The sequence below is a fragment of the Acidithiobacillus ferriphilus genome (assembly GCF_018854775.1).
Taxonomy (GTDB): Bacteria; Pseudomonadota; Gammaproteobacteria; order Acidithiobacillales; family Acidithiobacillaceae; genus Acidithiobacillus; species Acidithiobacillus ferriphilus.
Window position 1 is genome coordinate 1 of record NZ_JAAZTY010000128.1, and the last position, 16,725, is coordinate 16,725.

Annotated in this window: 16 protein-coding genes; 8 read left to right on the forward strand and 8 right to left on the reverse strand. The window is 57.9% G+C overall.

The genetic code is table 11. The features are described from left to right. From HF921_RS09195 to xseB, 6 genes are all read right to left on the reverse strand, one after another. Nucleotides 1-639 (reverse strand): MFS transporter (locus tag HF921_RS09195; protein ID WP_215893708.1); only part of this gene is annotated, 639 nt, incomplete at its 3' end. 3 nt (nucleotides 640-642) lie between these two features. After that, nucleotides 643-1,734: a chorismate synthase gene (gene aroC, locus HF921_RS09200; protein WP_215892175.1), complete on the reverse strand. Its 1,092-nt coding sequence runs from the start codon at nucleotides 1,732-1,734 to the stop codon at nucleotides 643-645. 3 nt (nucleotides 1,735-1,737) lie between these two features. Continuing rightward, complete coding sequence (gene folE2, locus HF921_RS09205; protein WP_226834423.1) at nucleotides 1,738-2,571, reverse strand: GTP cyclohydrolase FolE2; 834 nt, start codon at nucleotides 2,569-2,571, stop codon at nucleotides 1,738-1,740. Nucleotides 2,572-2,574: 3 nt separating this feature from the next. Next, nucleotides 2,575-4,449 carry a 1-deoxy-D-xylulose-5-phosphate synthase gene (gene dxs / locus HF921_RS09210; RefSeq protein WP_064217982.1) on the reverse strand — a complete coding sequence of 625 codons (1,875 nt, stop codon included), beginning with the start codon at nucleotides 4,447-4,449 and terminating at the stop codon, nucleotides 2,575-2,577. Further along, nucleotides 4,446-5,366: a farnesyl diphosphate synthase gene (locus HF921_RS09215; protein ID WP_064217981.1), complete on the reverse strand. Its 921-nt coding sequence runs from the start codon at nucleotides 5,364-5,366 to the stop codon at nucleotides 4,446-4,448. The genes dxs and HF921_RS09215 overlap by 4 nt, the downstream gene beginning before the upstream one ends. Then, nucleotides 5,363-5,611 carry an exodeoxyribonuclease VII small subunit gene (xseB, locus tag HF921_RS09220; protein ID WP_064217980.1) on the reverse strand — a complete coding sequence of 83 codons (249 nt, stop codon included), beginning with the start codon at nucleotides 5,609-5,611 and terminating at the stop codon, nucleotides 5,363-5,365. The genes HF921_RS09215 and xseB overlap by 4 nt, the downstream gene beginning before the upstream one ends. A gap of 130 nt (nucleotides 5,612-5,741) precedes the next feature. Here xseB and HF921_RS09225 point away from each other — a divergent pair, with 130 nt between their 5' ends. Beyond that, entirely contained in the window at nucleotides 5,742-6,959 is a 1,218-nt protein-coding gene (locus HF921_RS09225) for an MFS transporter (RefSeq protein ID WP_064217979.1), read from the forward strand. A gap of 114 nt (nucleotides 6,960-7,073) precedes the next feature. Beyond that, the gene (locus HF921_RS09230; protein ID WP_064217978.1) at nucleotides 7,074-7,910 is read left to right on the forward strand and encodes an energy transducer TonB; all 837 of its coding nucleotides are present in this window, start codon (nucleotides 7,074-7,076) and stop codon (nucleotides 7,908-7,910) included. 78 nt (nucleotides 7,911-7,988) lie between these two features. Here the strand turns inward: HF921_RS09230 and trxA are convergent, their stop codons facing one another. Then, nucleotides 7,989-8,363 carry a thioredoxin gene (trxA, locus tag HF921_RS09235; RefSeq protein WP_064217977.1) on the reverse strand — a complete coding sequence of 125 codons (375 nt, stop codon included), beginning with the start codon at nucleotides 8,361-8,363 and terminating at the stop codon, nucleotides 7,989-7,991. Between the two features lie 163 nt (nucleotides 8,364-8,526). Here trxA and xseA point away from each other — a divergent pair, with 163 nt between their 5' ends. Continuing rightward, on the forward strand, nucleotides 8,527-9,861 hold the full coding sequence (gene xseA / locus HF921_RS09240) for an exodeoxyribonuclease VII large subunit (RefSeq protein ID WP_226834424.1): 1,335 nt from the start codon (nucleotides 8,527-8,529) through the stop codon (nucleotides 9,859-9,861). 56 nt (nucleotides 9,862-9,917) lie between these two features. Here the strand turns inward: xseA and HF921_RS09245 are convergent, their stop codons facing one another. After that, nucleotides 9,918-10,370 (reverse strand): DUF4168 domain-containing protein, encoded by a 453-nt coding sequence (locus tag HF921_RS09245; RefSeq protein WP_064217975.1) that lies wholly within the window; start codon nucleotides 10,368-10,370, stop codon nucleotides 9,918-9,920. Between the two features lie 667 nt (nucleotides 10,371-11,037). On the opposite strand from HF921_RS09245, the gene HF921_RS09250 reads away from it, so the two are divergent. From HF921_RS09250 to HF921_RS09270, 5 genes are read left to right on the forward strand one after another with little or no spacing between them, the layout of a single operon-like run. Then, nucleotides 11,038-12,657 (forward strand): APC family permease, encoded by a 1,620-nt coding sequence (locus HF921_RS09250; RefSeq protein WP_215892176.1) that lies wholly within the window; start codon nucleotides 11,038-11,040, stop codon nucleotides 12,655-12,657. Continuing rightward, nucleotides 12,654-12,869: a hypothetical protein gene (locus HF921_RS09255; RefSeq protein WP_215862279.1), complete on the forward strand. Its 216-nt coding sequence runs from the start codon at nucleotides 12,654-12,656 to the stop codon at nucleotides 12,867-12,869. The genes HF921_RS09250 and HF921_RS09255 overlap by 4 nt, the downstream gene beginning before the upstream one ends. Further along, the gene (locus HF921_RS09260) at nucleotides 12,851-13,363 is read left to right on the forward strand and encodes a peptidylprolyl isomerase (RefSeq protein ID WP_064218648.1); all 513 of its coding nucleotides are present in this window, start codon (nucleotides 12,851-12,853) and stop codon (nucleotides 13,361-13,363) included. Before HF921_RS09255 ends, HF921_RS09260 begins: the two co-directional genes overlap by 19 nt. A gap of 10 nt (nucleotides 13,364-13,373) precedes the next feature. Beyond that, complete coding sequence (locus tag HF921_RS09265; protein ID WP_319025486.1) at nucleotides 13,374-14,141, forward strand: UDP-2,3-diacylglucosamine diphosphatase; 768 nt, start codon at nucleotides 13,374-13,376, stop codon at nucleotides 14,139-14,141. Between the two features lie 55 nt (nucleotides 14,142-14,196). Further along, nucleotides 14,197-16,656, forward strand: coding sequence for a cation-translocating P-type ATPase (locus tag HF921_RS09270; protein ID WP_226834425.1), 2,460 nt, complete (start codon nucleotides 14,197-14,199; stop codon nucleotides 16,654-16,656). Nucleotides 16,657-16,725: the final 69 nt, after the last annotated feature.

Below are 16,725 nucleotides of genomic sequence, written 5' to 3' on the forward strand. Positions count from 1 at the left end.
CTGTTCCAGCAAACCCGCCAACAGGAAAAACCAGAGGCTCACATGGCGGAACGCACCGCTGAGGCGGGGACGTGGTGTATCGGCGTCGGGCAGCGCGCTATAGGGCAAATAACGGCTGACCCACCATGCACCCACCAGAAAAATGGCGATGCCAGGCAAAAACACGGTCAACCCCCAGCGGGCGATCAACCCGCCCATGCCCAGTGACAGGGCGATAAATCCGAGGGAGCCCCAGAGTCGAATGCGTCCATAGGCAGTGCCACGTCGTTGTGCCCAGTCCATGGTGGTGGCGTCCACCAAAGGCAGTGTCGCCGCCCAGAAGAAGGAGAAGGTCAGCGTAATAAGCAACAGGGCCAGAAAGTTACCATGGGCCAGCCACAAGGCAAGAAAACCCGCTGCGGTAATCAACGCCGCCCAGGGAACGATCCGCCGACTTCCCCAGAAGTGTGCCAGCCAGCCCCAAAGGTTGGGCGCCAGCACCTTGCTGAACTGCACCGCCGCAGTGAGGATTCCGATGGCCAGGGGATCCTGGCCCTGGGCATGCAGCCACGGACCCCAATAGGGCATGAACGCCCCCAGCGCGCAAAAGTACAGGAAATAGAAGGTGGCGAGCCAGCCCCCTTCCCGGTCTGCCTGCATACCTTAGGCGGGAATGGGAGGCAGGGGTGCCTGCACGTCGGCATTCTGGGCGCGGTGACGCATCCAGTGGTCCATGATCACCAGCGCCAGCATAGCCTCGACAATGGGAACCGCACGAATGCCGACGCAGGGATCATGGCGACCGGTGGTGATCACTTCGGCGGGTTGACCGTGTACATCGATGCTTTGCCGCGGAATACGAATACTGGAGGTCGGTTTGATGGCCACGGACAGCGTGAGATCCTGTCCGGAAGAAATGCCGCCCAAAACACCACCCGCATGATTACTTTGAAATCCCGTGGGGGTTATCGCGTCTCCATGATAGCTGCCCCGCTGCTCTACCACGGCGAAACCATCGCCCATGGCCACGGCCTTGGCCGCGTTGATGCTCATCATCGCCTTGGCGATGTCCGCTTCCAAACGATCAAATACCGGCTCACCGAGTCCGACCGGCATGCCGGTTACGCGCGCATCTATCCGCGCGCCGATGGAGTCCCCTTCTTTGCGCAAGGCATCGAGAAAGTCGGCCATACGAAGCGCAGCCTGGGCATCAGGACAAAAGAAGTCATTGCGGGAGATTTCCGCCGCATCAAAAGTTTCGGCATGGAGGGGACCCATCTGTGCCATCCAGGCCTGTATGTTTACGCCGAGATGCTCGCGCAAAAACTTACGGGCGACGGCCCCGGCAGCGACCCTGGTCGCTGTTTCCCGTGCCGAGGAGCGACCGCCCCCCCTATAGTCCCGTCGACCGTATTTCTGCAGATAAGTATAATCGGCATGGCCAGGGCGAAACAGGTCTTTGATTTTTCCATAATCCTGCGAACGTTGATCGGTATTGCGAATCAGCAGCCCGATGGGCGTGCCGGTGGTTAACCCCTCGAAGACACCGGAAAGTATCTCGATCTGGTCGGCTTCCTGACGCTGAGTGGTATGGCGTGACTGGCCGGGGCGGCGGCGATCCAGCTCAATCTGGATGTCGGCTTCGTTGAGCGGCATGCCTGGCGGGCAGCCATCGACAATGCAGCCGATGGCCGGGCCATGACTCTCGCCAAAGGTGCTGACCCGGAAACACTCGCCGATACTGCTTCCAGCCATGAGTTATTTTTCCATTTCAATCATGGCATAAGCCGAGTGATTGTGAATCGACTCGAAGTTTTCAGAAGAAACCGAAAACCACCGCACGCGCGGGTCTTCCCGTAGTCGTAGCGCGACATCCCGCACCATATCTTCCACGAACTTGGGATGGTCATAAGCGTATTCCGTGACATATTTTTCATCGGGGCGCTTCAGCACTCCGTAAAGCTGACAGGATGCCTCCGCTTCGATCAGATCAATAATATCCTTAATCCAGATCGTTTCACGGGCGCGCACATGGACCCAGACATGCGCACGCTGGTTGTGGGCGCCGTATTCCGAAATGCTTTTAGAGCAAGGGCAAAGACTGGTTACGGGCACCATGACACCTATGGTCAGGTGATAACCCGACGGGGTAACCTCGCCTATCAGTTCTACCTCGTAATCCAGCATGCTCCTGACGCCGGATACGGGGGCTGCTTTCTGCACAAAGAACGGTAAGCGCATCTCCAGCCGCGCTGAATCTGCTTCCAAACGCTGCCGCATCTGTTCTACCGCTGTGCCAAAGCTTTCTACGCCGAGGGGGCTCTCCTGTGCGTTCAGGATCTCGATGAAGCGTGACATGTGTGTGCCTTTCAAGTGCGCAGGCAGGCTCACATACATATTGCATTGGGCGACGGTGGGCTGCACCGTTCCGTCACGATCCTGAAACTGTATGGGATGGCGCACATCGCGGATACCCACCTGCTGGATGGCAATAGCCCGCGGGTCGGCACGACCTTGTACGTCTTCCAGGACTTCAACCGCGCAATCTCTCACCGCGGACCCCTCTTGGGAATAATAGACTGAATTAGTCATATACTACGCCCCGGACGGTGACCGGGCAAGCAACGCGAGCAATTCCCCACCGGATTTCTCGATCCCTGCAGCATCCAGGCCCAGATCGGCAAGCCATTGGCCGGCATCGCCCTGTTCGATAAAGATGTCGGGCAAACCGAGCAAACGCAAGGGGCACACGACGCCCTCGTTGAGCAGGAATTCCGCGACGGCACTACCGGCACCCCCCATGCGCGCGCCTTCCTCCACCGTCAGGAACGCCCGATGACTTTGCGCCAGACTGGTCAGTAACTCCGTGTCCAGCGGTTTGACGAAACGCATGTTGACGACGGTAGCGTCGAGCGCCGCACCGGCCACCATCGCGGCCGCGGCCCGCGTGCCGAAGGCGAGAATCGCCAGTTCCTTACCTTCCCGCAGAACCTCTGCCTTACCGATGGGGACTTGCCGTGACAAATCCTTGTTCAGCGTCAAGCCGCGACCGTTACCGCGCGGATAACGCACCAGCGCCGGGCCCTGATAGGCAAAGCCCGTGTTGAGCATGTCGCGCATTTCCTGCTCATCTTTGGGCGCCATAATAACCAGATTGGGAATGCAACGGGCATAGGCCATGTCAAAAGCACCCTGATGAGTGGCACCGTCGGCTCCCACCAATCCTGCGCGGTCAACGGCAAAAAGCACCGGCAGATTCTGGATGGCCACGTCATGCAGGAGCTGATCATAGGCCCGCTGCAGAAAGGTGGAGTAGATGGCGACCACCGGATGAATGCCGTCACAGGCCAAGCCCGCTGCAAAAGTTACCGCATGCTGTTCGGCGATACCCACATCAAAATAGCGATCGGGAAACAACTGCTCAAAACGCACCAGCCCGGAACCCTCCCGCATGGCCGGCGTGATAGCGACCAGCTGCTTTTCTGCCGCGCCCTTATCACAGAGCCAATCGCCGAAAACCTGCGTGTAACTGACCGCGCTGGCGGGTTTCTTGGCCATTTTGCCATCCATCCGGTTAAACGGAGTCACTCCGTGATAGCCACAGGGATCCTGCTCGGCAGGAGCATAGCCCTTACCTTTTTTGGTGATGATATGGAGTAAACGTGGCCCTCTGATTTTTTTGAGGTTTTCAAGAGTCTGGATCAACGCATCCAGATCGTGGCCATCTATGGGACCGAAATAATGAAATCCCATTTCCTCAAACAAGGTCCCCGGTGTCACCAGCCCCTTAACACCTTCTTCCGCCTTTTTTGCCAGTTCACGCAAGGGTGGTACAAAGCTCAGGGCCTGCCCCGCACCTTCCCGCACGGTGTTATAGAAGCGTCCGGAGAGGATACGTGTCAGATATTGGGACACCGCCCCCACATTGGGTGAGATGGACATCTCATTATCATTGAGGATGACCAGCAAGTTGGCGTCCAGGACGCCACCGTTATTCAAAGCCTCATAGGCGAGGCCCGCAGTCATGGCGCCATCGCCAATGATCGCCACCACTTCCCGCGATTTATGCCCCAGCTTGGCAGCCACGGCCATCCCCAAAGCAGCACTGATAGAGGTGCTGGAGTGGCCGGCGCCAAAGCTGTCATAGGGGCTTTCGTCCCGTTTGAGGAAACCGGAGAGACCATCCTTGATGCGCAACCGGGGGAAGAGCGGACCGCGCCCAGTCAGGATTTTGTGGGGGTACGCCTGATGGCCGACGTCCCAGATCAGGCGATCCTCTGGTGTGTTGAATACCGCGTGCAGTGCCACAGTCAGTTCCACCGCCCCCAGACAGGAGGAAAGATGTCCACCTGTCTGGCTGACCGTTTCCAGGAGAAACTGACGCACCATTTTGACCACGCTTTTTTGCTCGCTACGCGACATCTGTCGCAATTCGGCGGGCGTGGGCATGCCCTTCAACAAATCGTTCATTTATTGCGCTCTACAATGAGGCGCGCCAGGGCGCGGAGATGATCAGCCTCTGTCTGCCAGGACTGCAAAGCCTCCAAGGCCTCGTCGAGCAGGCGCCGAGCATAATTTTGCGCCTCGACAAGGCCGAGCAAGGTAACAAAGCTGGGCTTGTGACGGCTGCGATCCGCGCCTTGCCGCGCTTTTCCAGTCTGTTGCAAATCGCCAATCTCGTCGAGGATGTCATCCTGTACCTGAAAAGCTAGACCGACACGGTCGGCGTAACGCAGCAGCGCCGCGCCCTTGGATTCTTTCTCACCAATGCCCGCGGCGCAGAGCGCCAACTGTATGGCGCAGCGAATGAGCATACCCGTCTTATGCAGGTGCATCTGCTCCAGTGCGGGCAAGGCCAATTCATGACCCACGGCGGCCAGGTCTATGGCCTGTCCGCCTACCATACCCCGCGAGCCAGAGGCCTGCGCGAGAGTCGCCAGCATTTGCACCTGCCATTCGGCAGTCACTCCCCAACCCGGCTCAGCCAGCACCTGGAAGGCTTGCGCCTGCAGGGCATCGCCCACGAGAATGGCGGTGGCCTCGTCATAAGCGCGATGACAGGTAGGCTGGCCACGACGCAGATCATCATTATCCATAGCCGGGAGATCGTCATGTACCAGCGAATAGGCGTGAATCATTTCCAGTGCCGCCGCGGGACGGTCCAGATGTTCCAGCGGCACCCCCAGGCAGGCACCCGTCGCGTACACCAGTAAGGGACGGATACGCTTGCCACCACCCAGCGTACTGTAACGCATGGCGTCATGCAGACGTGCGGGCAATATGTGTGCCGGAGGCAGCAGTGTTCCCAGAACGTTTTCGGTGCGCTGTACCGAAAGCTTTCGGAACTGCGCAAAAGTTTCATTGTTCACAATGGCATCCAAGGTCATACGTCTTCTTCCTGGGTAAGCGGAGTGGGAAGCGCGTCCTCTCCGAGTAATATTTCCACGGTCTGCCGGGCAGTTAGTAACTGCGTTTCAGCGTGCCGAGACAGCTCCATGCCGCGCTGAAAAAGGGCGACAGAGTCTTCCAGACCCAACTGCCCCTCTTCCAGGCGGCGAACGGTCTCTTCCAAGGCATCCAAGGTGCTTGCGAAGTCTGCGGGGGCTTCCACGGGGGATGATTCATTGTTCATGTGCTTTTCCATATTCGTCAATTAAACACTAGGCCCAGTCCTCGGGGCAAGGGATAACGAAGATTCAGACTGGACGGTACGTTCGCCAGGCCCTAGAATCCGTGCCGTTCATATCCTAAGGGCTTCAGCCATGTTTCTGCAAAAGGCCGAGGATGCGCCGGGCGTAGATGACGATGTTACCCGCTTCGAGGTGCTCGGCGCTATCAGCGTGTCACATTTTCTCAACGATAGTATTCAGTCGCTGATGCTGGCGGTGTATCCGCTGTTCAAAAGTAACTTTCATTTGAGTTTTGCACAGATCGGGTTGATTACCCTGGCCTATCAGTTGACCGCATCCATCATTCAGCCATTGGTTGGGCGCTTTACCGATCGCCACCCTATGCCTTATTCATTGCCCTTTGGCATGTTGTTTACCTTTGGCGGGCTACTGCTGCTATCCGTGGCCCCGAATTATGAGGTGCTCTTATTGGCGGCAGCATTGGTAGGCCTGGGTTCATCGGTATTCCATCCTGAGTCCTCGCGGGTGGCGCGAATGGCTTCCGGCGGACGCCACGGGCTGGCGCAGTCCATTTTTCAGGTGGGTGGTAATGTGGGCTCGGCGGTGGGTCCATTGCTGGCCGCGTTTATCATCATGCCCAACGGTCAGCACAGCCTGTCGTGGTTTTCACTGGTGGCGTTACTGGCTATCGTGATTCTTTCTTTCGTGGGGCGTTGGTATCAGCGTCAGCGGCATCGGCCCAAAAGGCCAGCGGCAAAGATCGTGGAGCCCTTGCTGCCTCCCAAACTGGTGCGCCGCAGCATTCTCATCCTGGTCGCGTTGATGTCCTCCAAGTTTTTGTATCTGACCAGCATCAGCAGCTATCTGATTTTTTACTTGATGCAGCGCTTTCATATTGCGACGCAGGAAGCGCAGATGCATCTTTTCATTTTTCTCGCGGCAGTGGCGGCGGGGACATTGATGGGGGGGCCGATTGGTGACCGGTTTGGCCGCAAGAAGGTGATTTGGGTCTCTTTGTTGGGGATCGCGCCTTTCACCCTCGTTTTGCCCTACGTGGGCCTGACCCTGAGCGCTATTTTGACAATGATTATTGGGTTTTTGCTGGCTTCCGCCTTCCCAGCCATCGTGGTGTACGCGCAAGAATTGGTGCCCGGCAAGGTCGGGACCATTTCCGGTCTGTTTTTCGGCCTGGCTTTTGGATTGGGCGGAGTGGGTGCCGCATTGCTGGGGGAGCTGGCAGACATCTGGGGTATCCAGATGGTGTATCAGATATGTGCTTTCCTGCCTTTGCTCGGTGTGCTGGCCGCATTTCTGCCGCATATCCCCAGCGTGCGGAAGCAGGCGACCTGAGTACGGTGCGCCGCCTTTACTCGGAGCGGTCGATGATTCAAGCTTACGCCCAGTGCCTGCGGAGCGCGGGCGGGTTGAATTGCGTGGGGCGGCGTTGCCGCGAGGTTAGGACGATTGGCCATCGCTGAACACAAGTTTTATTTTCTGGTTCCCGAGGAAAAGCCCCACTGGAGTGAGAGCCTGCTGCCTTGGCTGCTGCTCTCCGCCCTGCTCATGGCGGCGGGTATCATTTTCTTTGTCCACATTCATCAGAAGCCGAAAAGACAGTTGTTGCCGAATCAAACAGCGGTCCACAAAACTTTCCACATCATGCCGAAACCTATTCGCTCCCAGGCACCCAGTCCAACCAAGCCCCGGGTCGCACCGCTCAGCAGATCGGCGCCACATCGGGTCGTCCACGCCGCACATCCGCAGCCCAGACCGCGACCCATGCCGCAACCTCGCCGCGTTCAGACGCGGGCGCATCCGCTGCCGCCGGTGTCGCGAGAGATGACGCCGGTATCTCCCGGTGCGCAAGCGCAGCCCTTGCCGCATATCAGCATCGGCAGGCTGGAGCAACAGATGGATCAGGTGGCCCGTGCCGCAACGGCTAGCCCGCCATTACCGAAGTTTAAGAATCCGAAAGGCCCGGTGGCGGATTTTTATATCGCCGGATGGATACAGAAACTGGAGCGGATTGGCGATCTTAATTACCCAGGAGACATGGTCGGGCAACTCAAGGTCAAAGTGGTACTGAATCCGCAGGGAGATCTTAAACGTATCATTATGGTGCGGTCGTCGGGGAACAAGGCCCTGGATGCGGCAGCGGAACGGATTATTCGACTCTCCTTTCCGTATATGCCATTCTCAAAGCAGCTCGCGGAGCAAACCCGTAAAATTGAAATTCCGCTGAACATGCACTTTTTGGGTGTGCGGCATGTGTCGGCCGGGGGCGTTAATCCCATAAGGTAAGCAGCGGTAATCGCTTGGCGCGGCCGCTTCCCTGTTTGAGATCTGCAGGTTTCCCCTGGGTCAGCGCAAGAGGAGTGCTCAGTGCGTCGTCACGTCCGGCTGATCGGCTATTTCTGCGCGGACTTCGTCCATGTCCAATGCCAGCGCCTGCTGAATGACTTCGTCCAGCGCACTGGCGGGGAGTGAACCGGCCTGCGAAAAAATCCCGATCTGCTGACGGAAAACGGTCAGCGTAGGAATAGAGCGAATCTGGAAAGAGCCAGCCAGCTCCTGTTCCGTATCGGTATTGACCTTGCCGAAGACGATACCCGGATATTTTTCCGCAGCCGCCTCAAAGGTGGGGGCAAAGGCCTTGCAGGGTGCGCACCATGCGGCCCAAAAGTCGATGATTACCATATCATTATCGGTGACAACGGTCTCAAAATTGGCGTGCGTGAGCTCTATTACGGCCATAATAACTCCCTTTTTAAGTGGGGTGTTCGCGCGGAAATGCGCCAACTATGCGGGACCACCCGAATGATAGAAAAATGTATTATGCTGACCTTAGAACGCGGAGGGGACCAGGGTCAAGAGCTCCTGATCTTCGTCCCATCAGCCATGAGAGTATGCTATGACCATGAGTAATTCGCAGAACCCAATACTTACCGTCAGCGCACTGAACGGTGCTGTCCGCGAAATTATCGAGGGGAATTTCCCGCTGTTGAGGGTAGAGGGTGAACTTTCCAACTTCAGCAGTCCCGGATCGGGACACTGGTATTTTTCGTTGAAGGATGCTCGGGCGCAGGTGCGCTGTGCGATGTTCCGTCAGCGTAATACCTATACGCGGATACAGCCGCACAATGGCATGCAGGTGCAGGTACTGGCTCAGCCGAGCCTGTATGAGGGACGCGGCGAATTTCAGTTGATTGTCGAGCAATTGCTGGATGCCGGTGAGGGGGATTTACAGGCGCGCTTTGCGGCATTGAAGGACAAACTCGCGGCCGAAGGGCTTTTTGCGCCGGAGTTGAAGCGGCGCCTTCCCCGCTGGCCGCAGCGGGTTGCCGTGGTCACTTCCGCGAACGGGGCAGCGCTGCATGACATCCGGGTGACGCTGGCGCGGCGCTGGCCCATGCTCGCGGTAATGGTTTATCCGGTGCTGGTGCAGGGCGATCAGGCGGCGGCACAGATTTGCACGGCGCTAGGTCGCATCGCCAGTAGACAACGGGAAGACGTGGTGATCTTGGCGCGTGGCGGCGGCAGTGCAGAGGATCTGTGGTGTTTTAATGAAGAAAATGTGGCGCGGGCGATCCGTGCCTGCACGGTACCTGTGGTGACAGGCATTGGTCATGAAATTGATTTCACCATTGCCGATTTCGCCGGTGATCTGCGGGCAGCGACCCCCACCGCGGCGGCGGCAGCGATAAGTCCCGACCGCGCTGAGTGGTTGCCGCAGGTACAGGCACAACGCCGACAACTGGAGCAGTCCATGCAGCGCACGCTGCGGGACGCAACCCAGCGCCTCGATTATTTGCGGCTGCGCCTTCGCCACCCCGGCGAGCGGGTGCGGGATGCTGAACGCCGTTTGCGTCTGGTGCGTGGGGCCTTACGGCAGGCCATGCAGCGCCAGCAGACCGTATGGGGCGAACGACTGCAGGTTCTCCAGGCGCGACGTTTGCGGCAAGACCCTCGCCAGCGCTTGCAAGGTCTGAATGAGATGCTGAAAACCCGGCGCACCGCGTTGATTCAGGCGATAGACAAGAAATTGGCCAGTGCCGAGGCGCAGCAGCAGCGGCAGGTGGCGGCCTTACATCTACTGGACCCCTTGGCCGTGCTGCAGCGTGGTTTTGCCGTCCTTCGCGACGGGTCTGGCGAGATTATTTATGGCAGCGAGTCCGTCGCTGTGCATGCGCAAATCAGCGCAACCCTGGCGCGCGGCACCTTGGTTTGCGAAATCGTCGATAAAAGTGATTAGCAATGCCCGCGAGGCTATCGCCGTTGACGAAGCCCCTCGGGCGGCAAGAAAACTTTCTACCCGCCATGCGCCTTTATTACGGTTTCGACACGCTGCGCGAATGCCGGATTCGTTTGCGCCTTTTTCATTAACGTCTCGTAGGCAACTGGTGAGAGATGATTCTTCGTCAGTACCGTTTTAACCTTCCGAGTATATGCCTGAATCAATTGTTGATGCTGGGTCTGCGTCAATTTTTGCGTAGCGAGGTCACGACGGATTTTTTGATTGATCGGTCGGACCGCTATGATCGCCGCAGCAAAATGATGTAACTCTCCGGGCCCCACCTTAGGGCCTGGAGAGGGCTGCGCCGACATCTTGGGCGCAGGGCTGCCCTGACTCGACGGCATGGCCGAACTCGAAGATTGCTGCTGTGTGGCCATGGAACTACCCATACTTGCGAGGGCCAAGGTACTGCCACAGGCAAAAACACCTGCTCCCAACAAAATGCGAAGTGTCAAATACTTTTTCATAGGTACTCCTCTCTATGGGTTTCTAAATAACTATTAACAGAATTGCGTTAATAGTAGCAAAGATAATGGCGTAGTGCATATCCACATCAACCTTCACATGAAATGTACCGTAACATGATTTTTTTGTGATGCCAACCATGTGCACATAATGGATAAATAGTTGTGCCCATGATAATTTTTGCGTTGCTCCATTGCCACGCCGAGATTCAAATTAATGATATACCATGAATAATTCATAACATTTATTATGTTAGTGCTTGTTTTAAAATATATTTAATGCCATATGAAAGCGTGCCCCCCGTCTGGTTTCCCTCTGCTTTTCATGGAAATATATATCCGGTATGACTGCTTTGGTTTTCAATATTATTGCTTTCCATGCTGGTGTGGCGGCTACGCAACATCCATGATAATCCTTATCACCAGCGAAGTATTGCAATAAGCCATCCTTGACATAAGCAAAACTCTACTGGTACGGTGGGGTCGGCACGATGCCGACCGTGGCATCGCCATTTTGCCTATGAAAACGATCACCTAACGATTCCTGACAGGAGTCGTTGTGCTGTCGAGGCGGTTCAGAAATCGCCAATGGCGCATCTGTTTTGTTAATTCAATACAAATTATGTTAAAAATTTGTATGGTTTCCATGACGCGCATTCCAGGAGAAATAATGGCATCCGTAAAACCTCGGACCATAAAAGGGAAGCTGCGGCGAGAAGGTTCTCTGCACGGCCTTATACTGGCCTGTGTGGGCGCTTCAATTGGTTCTGGATGGTTGTTTGGGCCACTATATACGGCACAGCAGGCAGGCCCCTATGCGGTCGGTTCATGGATGATCGGCGCCTTCGCTATCCTTTTGCTGGCGCTGGTCTTTGCAGAACTTGGTCCGCTGATTCCCCGGGCGGGGGCAGTGGTTCATCTGGCCCACGTGGGAAACGGCCCGATCGTCGGCCATATGTGGAGCTGGATTCTCTTTCTTTCTTACGCGACCATCGCGCCCATCGAAGTTACGGCCATACTGACTTACGCTAATAATTACCTGCCGGGATTATTGCTGCAGCATTCCGACCTGCTCAGCAGCAAGGGTTTCGCCGTCGCGCTGGTATTGCTAGCCTTCTTTGTTGCCATCAATTTTCTGGTGGTACGCTGGGTGTTGAAAATCAACAATGGTGCCACCTGGTGGAAAATTTCGATTCCCGTGCTGACGGTTGGGGTATTGCTCGCCACATCGTGGCACCCAGGTAATTTCGTAGTGCATGCACAGAATGCAGCGGCAGATTTTCACGGAATGTTCGTTGCCGTGGCCACCGGCGGTGTGATTTTCAGCCTGCTGGGTTTCCGTCACGCTATCGACCTGGCGGGAGAAAGTAAAAACCCGAAACGGGATGTACCGATTGCCGTTATCGCATCTGTCTTGATTGCGTCGGGAATTTATATCGCCTTGCAGGTGGCTTTTATCGGTGCGATACATCCTGATGATTTGGCGGTGGGGGGTTGGCGGCGCCTCCATTTTTCGGGAATTAATGGTCCTTTTGCCGCCCTTGCCGCTGCGGTGGGAGCCGGTTGGCTGGCTGTGCTGCTGTACGTCGATGCGTTTGTATCGCCGGGTGGGACCGCATTGATTTATACCACCACGGCAGCCCGGGTTACCCTGGCGACCGCCGATACCGGGGCGTTGCCCAAATGGGTCGCACGCATCAATCGGCATGGTGTCCCTTGGGCCAGCCTGATTTTGCTGTATGTTGTCGGTGCGATCTTCTTTTTTCCGTTTCCCTCGTGGCAGAAAATGGTAGGTTACATCGCTTCAATGACGGTGCTGTCCTATATCATCGGCCCCATCGCACTGATTCAGTTACGTCGGGCGATGCCTGACCTGGAGCGCCCCTTTCGCTTGTGGGCGGCACCAGTTATCGCACCTCTCACCTTCGTCGTGGCAAGCTGGATCGTGTTCTGGGCGGGTCTGAACACCCTGAACTTCATTTTCGGCACTTTGTTCGCCCTGCTCATCTTTTACGCGCTCACCGGCATCTGGCGGAAAGGACGGTGGTCCGCAATGGGATGGCAGTATATGTGGTGGATTATCCCCTATTTTCTGGGTCTGTGGGGAATCAGCTGGCTGAGCCCGGCAATTCTGGGCGGAACGGGAGTGCTTGGATTTTTTTCCGGCATGGCGGCGGTAGCCATTTTGAGCCTGCTGATATTTTATGTGGCAATTCATCAGGCGGTGGCGGACGGTACCATGAGAGCCTACATGCATCACTTTAGCAAACGCGGTTCCAGTGCACCGTGAAGAAGGCGTTTTTGTGGTTGCTGCGGATGCGGGTTTGGCTTTTTATCGCAACGACGGCGTTCTACCCTCCCGAGCCGGGTCCGGGTATCGACAAGGCCCGCTCTGTCGCTTTACTCTTGGCCTTCGTCGCCGCTGGCCTGAGTGGTGAATTTTTCCATCGGGGCGCTGATGCCCTGAATTCTGAGGAGTGTTCATGGCAAATCCGCAAGTAGTACTGCACAGCAACAAGGGTGATATCGTCATAGAGCTGGACGCCGACAAAGCGCCCAACACCGTCGAGAACTTTCTGAAGTATGTCGATGAGGGTTTTTTTGACGGCACCATCTTTCATCGCGTGATACCCGGCTTCATGATTCAGGGCGGCGGTTTTACGGCGGACATGCAGCAGAAAAAGGTCCATGCGCCCATCGCCAATGAGGCGGAGAATGGTCTGAAGAATGCGCGGGGCACTCTCGCCATGGCGCGGACCAATGATCCCCACTCCGCCACCGCGCAGTTCTTCATCAATCTGACAGACAATGATTTCCTCAACTTCAAGACGCCCTCAGGATCGGGCTGGGGTTATGCCGTTTTCGGCAAGGTCGTCAACGGGATGGATGTGGTAGACGACATCGCCAAGAGCCCGACTGGTAACCAGGGTATGCACCAGGACGTTCCCAAGGAGACCATTTCCATCGACAAGGGTGAGCGTCTGTCTGCGGCCTGAGTCCATAACGGTGCACGGTGCAGACTTTGATAACGGCCCCGTGCTGTTTATCTCTGACCTGCATCTGTGCTCCGCACAGCCCGCGCTGACCGCCCTCTTCCGCCATTTTTGTTTGCACGAGGGCCGGGCTGCGCGGGCTGTTTTTATTCTGGGCGATCTGTTTGACTACTGGGTGCATCGGGAGCAGGCGGCGGAAGCGCCTTATGCGGAAATCCTTGCCCTGCTCCATGATCTGCAGAAGCAGGGCACCACGGTGTACCTCATGGTCGGTAACCGGGACTTTGCTCTGGATGCCGCCTTTCTGGTGCAGTTCGGGATCATCGCCCTGCCCGATCCGGCGCTGCTGCAACTGGGTGATCGGCGTATCCTGCTGACCCATGGTGACTTGCTGTGTAGCGACGATCATCGTTATCAGCGTTTTCGCCGGGTGATCCGCCATCCGTTGACTCGCCTGACGCTGGGACGCCTGCCTTATGCCTGGCTCCGGCGCATCGCCCGCGGATTGCGGCGCGGCAGTAGCCGGGAAGTGCGGGCCAAGGCACCAGCCATAACCGATGCCAATCCGCAGACCATCGTCGCCGCCCTCCACGGGGAGGGTGCTTTCGCGCTGGATGGTGCCCCTTATGACATTTTGATTCACGGCCATACCCATCGTCCCGTTTGGGAGCGGGGTCCGGCGGGACGGCGCATGGTGCTGGGTGCCTGGAATGCTGATGGCGCACAAATCGGGCGCTGGGAGAACGGCCAATGGTCCTTGCAGCTACTGAGTCCACCGTAATTTCTGCTTTTACGCGACCGGAGGGATCAACATGGACGCCACGGAGCATAATTCAATGGCATGCGGTCTGAGCAGCGCTGCGGCCTCGGCGTTGCAGCAACAATACGGACCCAATCGCCTGCCCACGGCCCATGCGCCGCGCTGGTGGCAACAGCTGCTGGCGCAGTTTCGCAACACCCTCATCGCGATTCTGCTGGCCGCTGCACTCTTATCGCTGGTACTCGGACATCTGGTAGACGGCGCGGTCATCGGCACGGTGATCCTGATCAACACCCTGCTCGGCTTTGTTCAGGAGAACCGCGCGGAGAAAGCCGTGCAGGCACTGCAATCCTTTCTCGCCCCGCAGGTGCTGGTCTGCCGCGATGACGGCTGGCAGCAGCTGCCCGCGGAAGCACTGGTGCCCGGCGACTGGGTGCGGGTAGAAAATGGCGCACGCATCAGCGCGGACATGCGCTTGCTGGAGGCGCATGCCCTGCGGGTGGACGAATCCCTGCTGACGGGGGAATCCGTCCCGGTGAATAAAACCACTTCTGGCGACGCGGGCGAGTTACTGCTGCGGGCCGGAACGCTGGTGACCGGGGGAGATGGCGTTGGCCAGGTGACCGCCACCGGCAGTGCCACCGAAATAGGCCGTATCCATCAGCTCATGGGAACTACCCTGAGCATGCGCTCGCCTCTGCTGGAGCGCATCAGCCGCTTGTCGCGGACGCTCGCCTTCACCGTCGTTCTTCTGGCGGCCATCGCGGCGGGTATCGCCTGGTGGCGAGGCGAAGCGCTGGAATTCGCCCTGCTCGCCGCCATCAGTCTGGCGGTAGCCATTATTCCCGAAGGGCTGCCAGCGATAATTAGCGTGACCCTGGCGCTGGGTGTGCAGCGCATGGCGCAACGGGGCGCCATCGTCCGTCGGTTACCGGCGGTGGAAACCCTGGGCACGGTTACCGTCATTTGCACCGATAAAACGGGCACCCTGACGGAGAATCGTATGACCGTGCAGGACCTGGCCCTCGCCGATGACTCCCCTGCCCTGCTGCAACGTGCCCTGCGGGTCATGATTTTGTGTAATGACGCCCAACTACGCAACGATAAGAGCGGTATCGGTGACCCTCTGGAACAGGCCCTGCTCCGCTATGCGGGCACGCATGGTGCGGACGTCGACGTGTCGCGGATGGAATCTCCGCGGGTGGATGCCCGGCCTTTCAGCCACGAGCAGCCCTTCATGGCGACGCGCCACAGCGACGGCATCGCCATTAAAGGTGCCCCGGAGTGGGTCCTGCAGCGCTGTCGGTGGATGGCGACCGCCAGCGGGGTGGCGGAAGTCGTTCCGGCCTATTGGCACAAAGTCATTGCGGACATGGCGACTGCCGGCATGCGCACCATTGCCCTGGCCAGCGCGGTGGATGGGCAGTGGGAGACTCTGGACGATGGTGGCTGGACCTGGTTGGGCGTTGTCGCCCTGCTGGATCCCCCGCGTGCCGCCGTACCGGCCGCCATTGCCGCCTGCCGCAGCGCGGGTATCCGAGTGATCATGGTTACCGGCGATCATCCGCAGACGGCGGCCACTATCGCCCGTCAGGTCGGCATTCTGGAGGATGGTCCGGCGGCGGTGGTCGATCATGCCCAGTGGGCCAGCGCGAATGCCGAGGAACGGCAGGCCCTGGCCCGCGACGCGGTGGTTTTCGCCAGGGTGCAGCCCGCCGACAAGCTGGAACTGGTGCAGACCCTGCAGGCCAGCGGCGAGGTGGTCGCCATGACCGGTGATGGCGTCAACGATGCACCCGCCTTGCGCCGGGCGCAGATTGGCGTGGCCATGGGGCAATCAGGGAGCGACGTGGCCCGTGAGGCCGCGGCCATGGTACTGAGTGACGACGACTTTGCCCATATCGCCACCGCCGTGGCGGAGGGGCGCCACATCTATGACAATATCCGGCGCACGACTTTCTTTATGCTGCCGACGAATTTTTCGGAAGGGCTGGTGATTTTTTTCGCGGTGCTGTCGGGAATGACCCTGCCTATCACTCCACTGCAAATACTCTGGGTGAACACGATTACCGCCAGTACGCTGACCCTGGCATTTGCATTCATGGGAGCGGATAAAGGCGTGATGGAGCGCCAACCGCGTCCGGCTCGGGAGGCGCTCATTCCAGGGATTTTGTGGTGGCGCATCTCCGGATTGAGCACCTTTCTGGTGGTAACCGTCTTTGTGGTGTTTTTGGGCGATGCGACTCTGCACAGTGACCGTCATGCGCATACGCTGGCGGTGAACGCCCTGGTAGGCATGGAGGCTGGAATCCTGTTGGCCATGTATGGGCGCTGGCGTCATGACCGGGGGGATGTCGTCCTGATGGTAGCGATGTTGGCTGCTCTGATTGCACAGGGGCTTTTCTCCTGTCTGCCATTTTTTCAGCGGATATTCGCGACAACGGCCATGGGAAGCGCGGATATGGGGATCATTGCCGCCTGCACGGCGTTGGCGTGGCTGGCTGGTAAACTTGCGACGGCGTCGCAGACTGATTGAGGCGCGTCGCTACGCGCGTGTTCATGCTAGAATGGAACCGTATCGTCATCGACTGAGAGGAGAACCAGG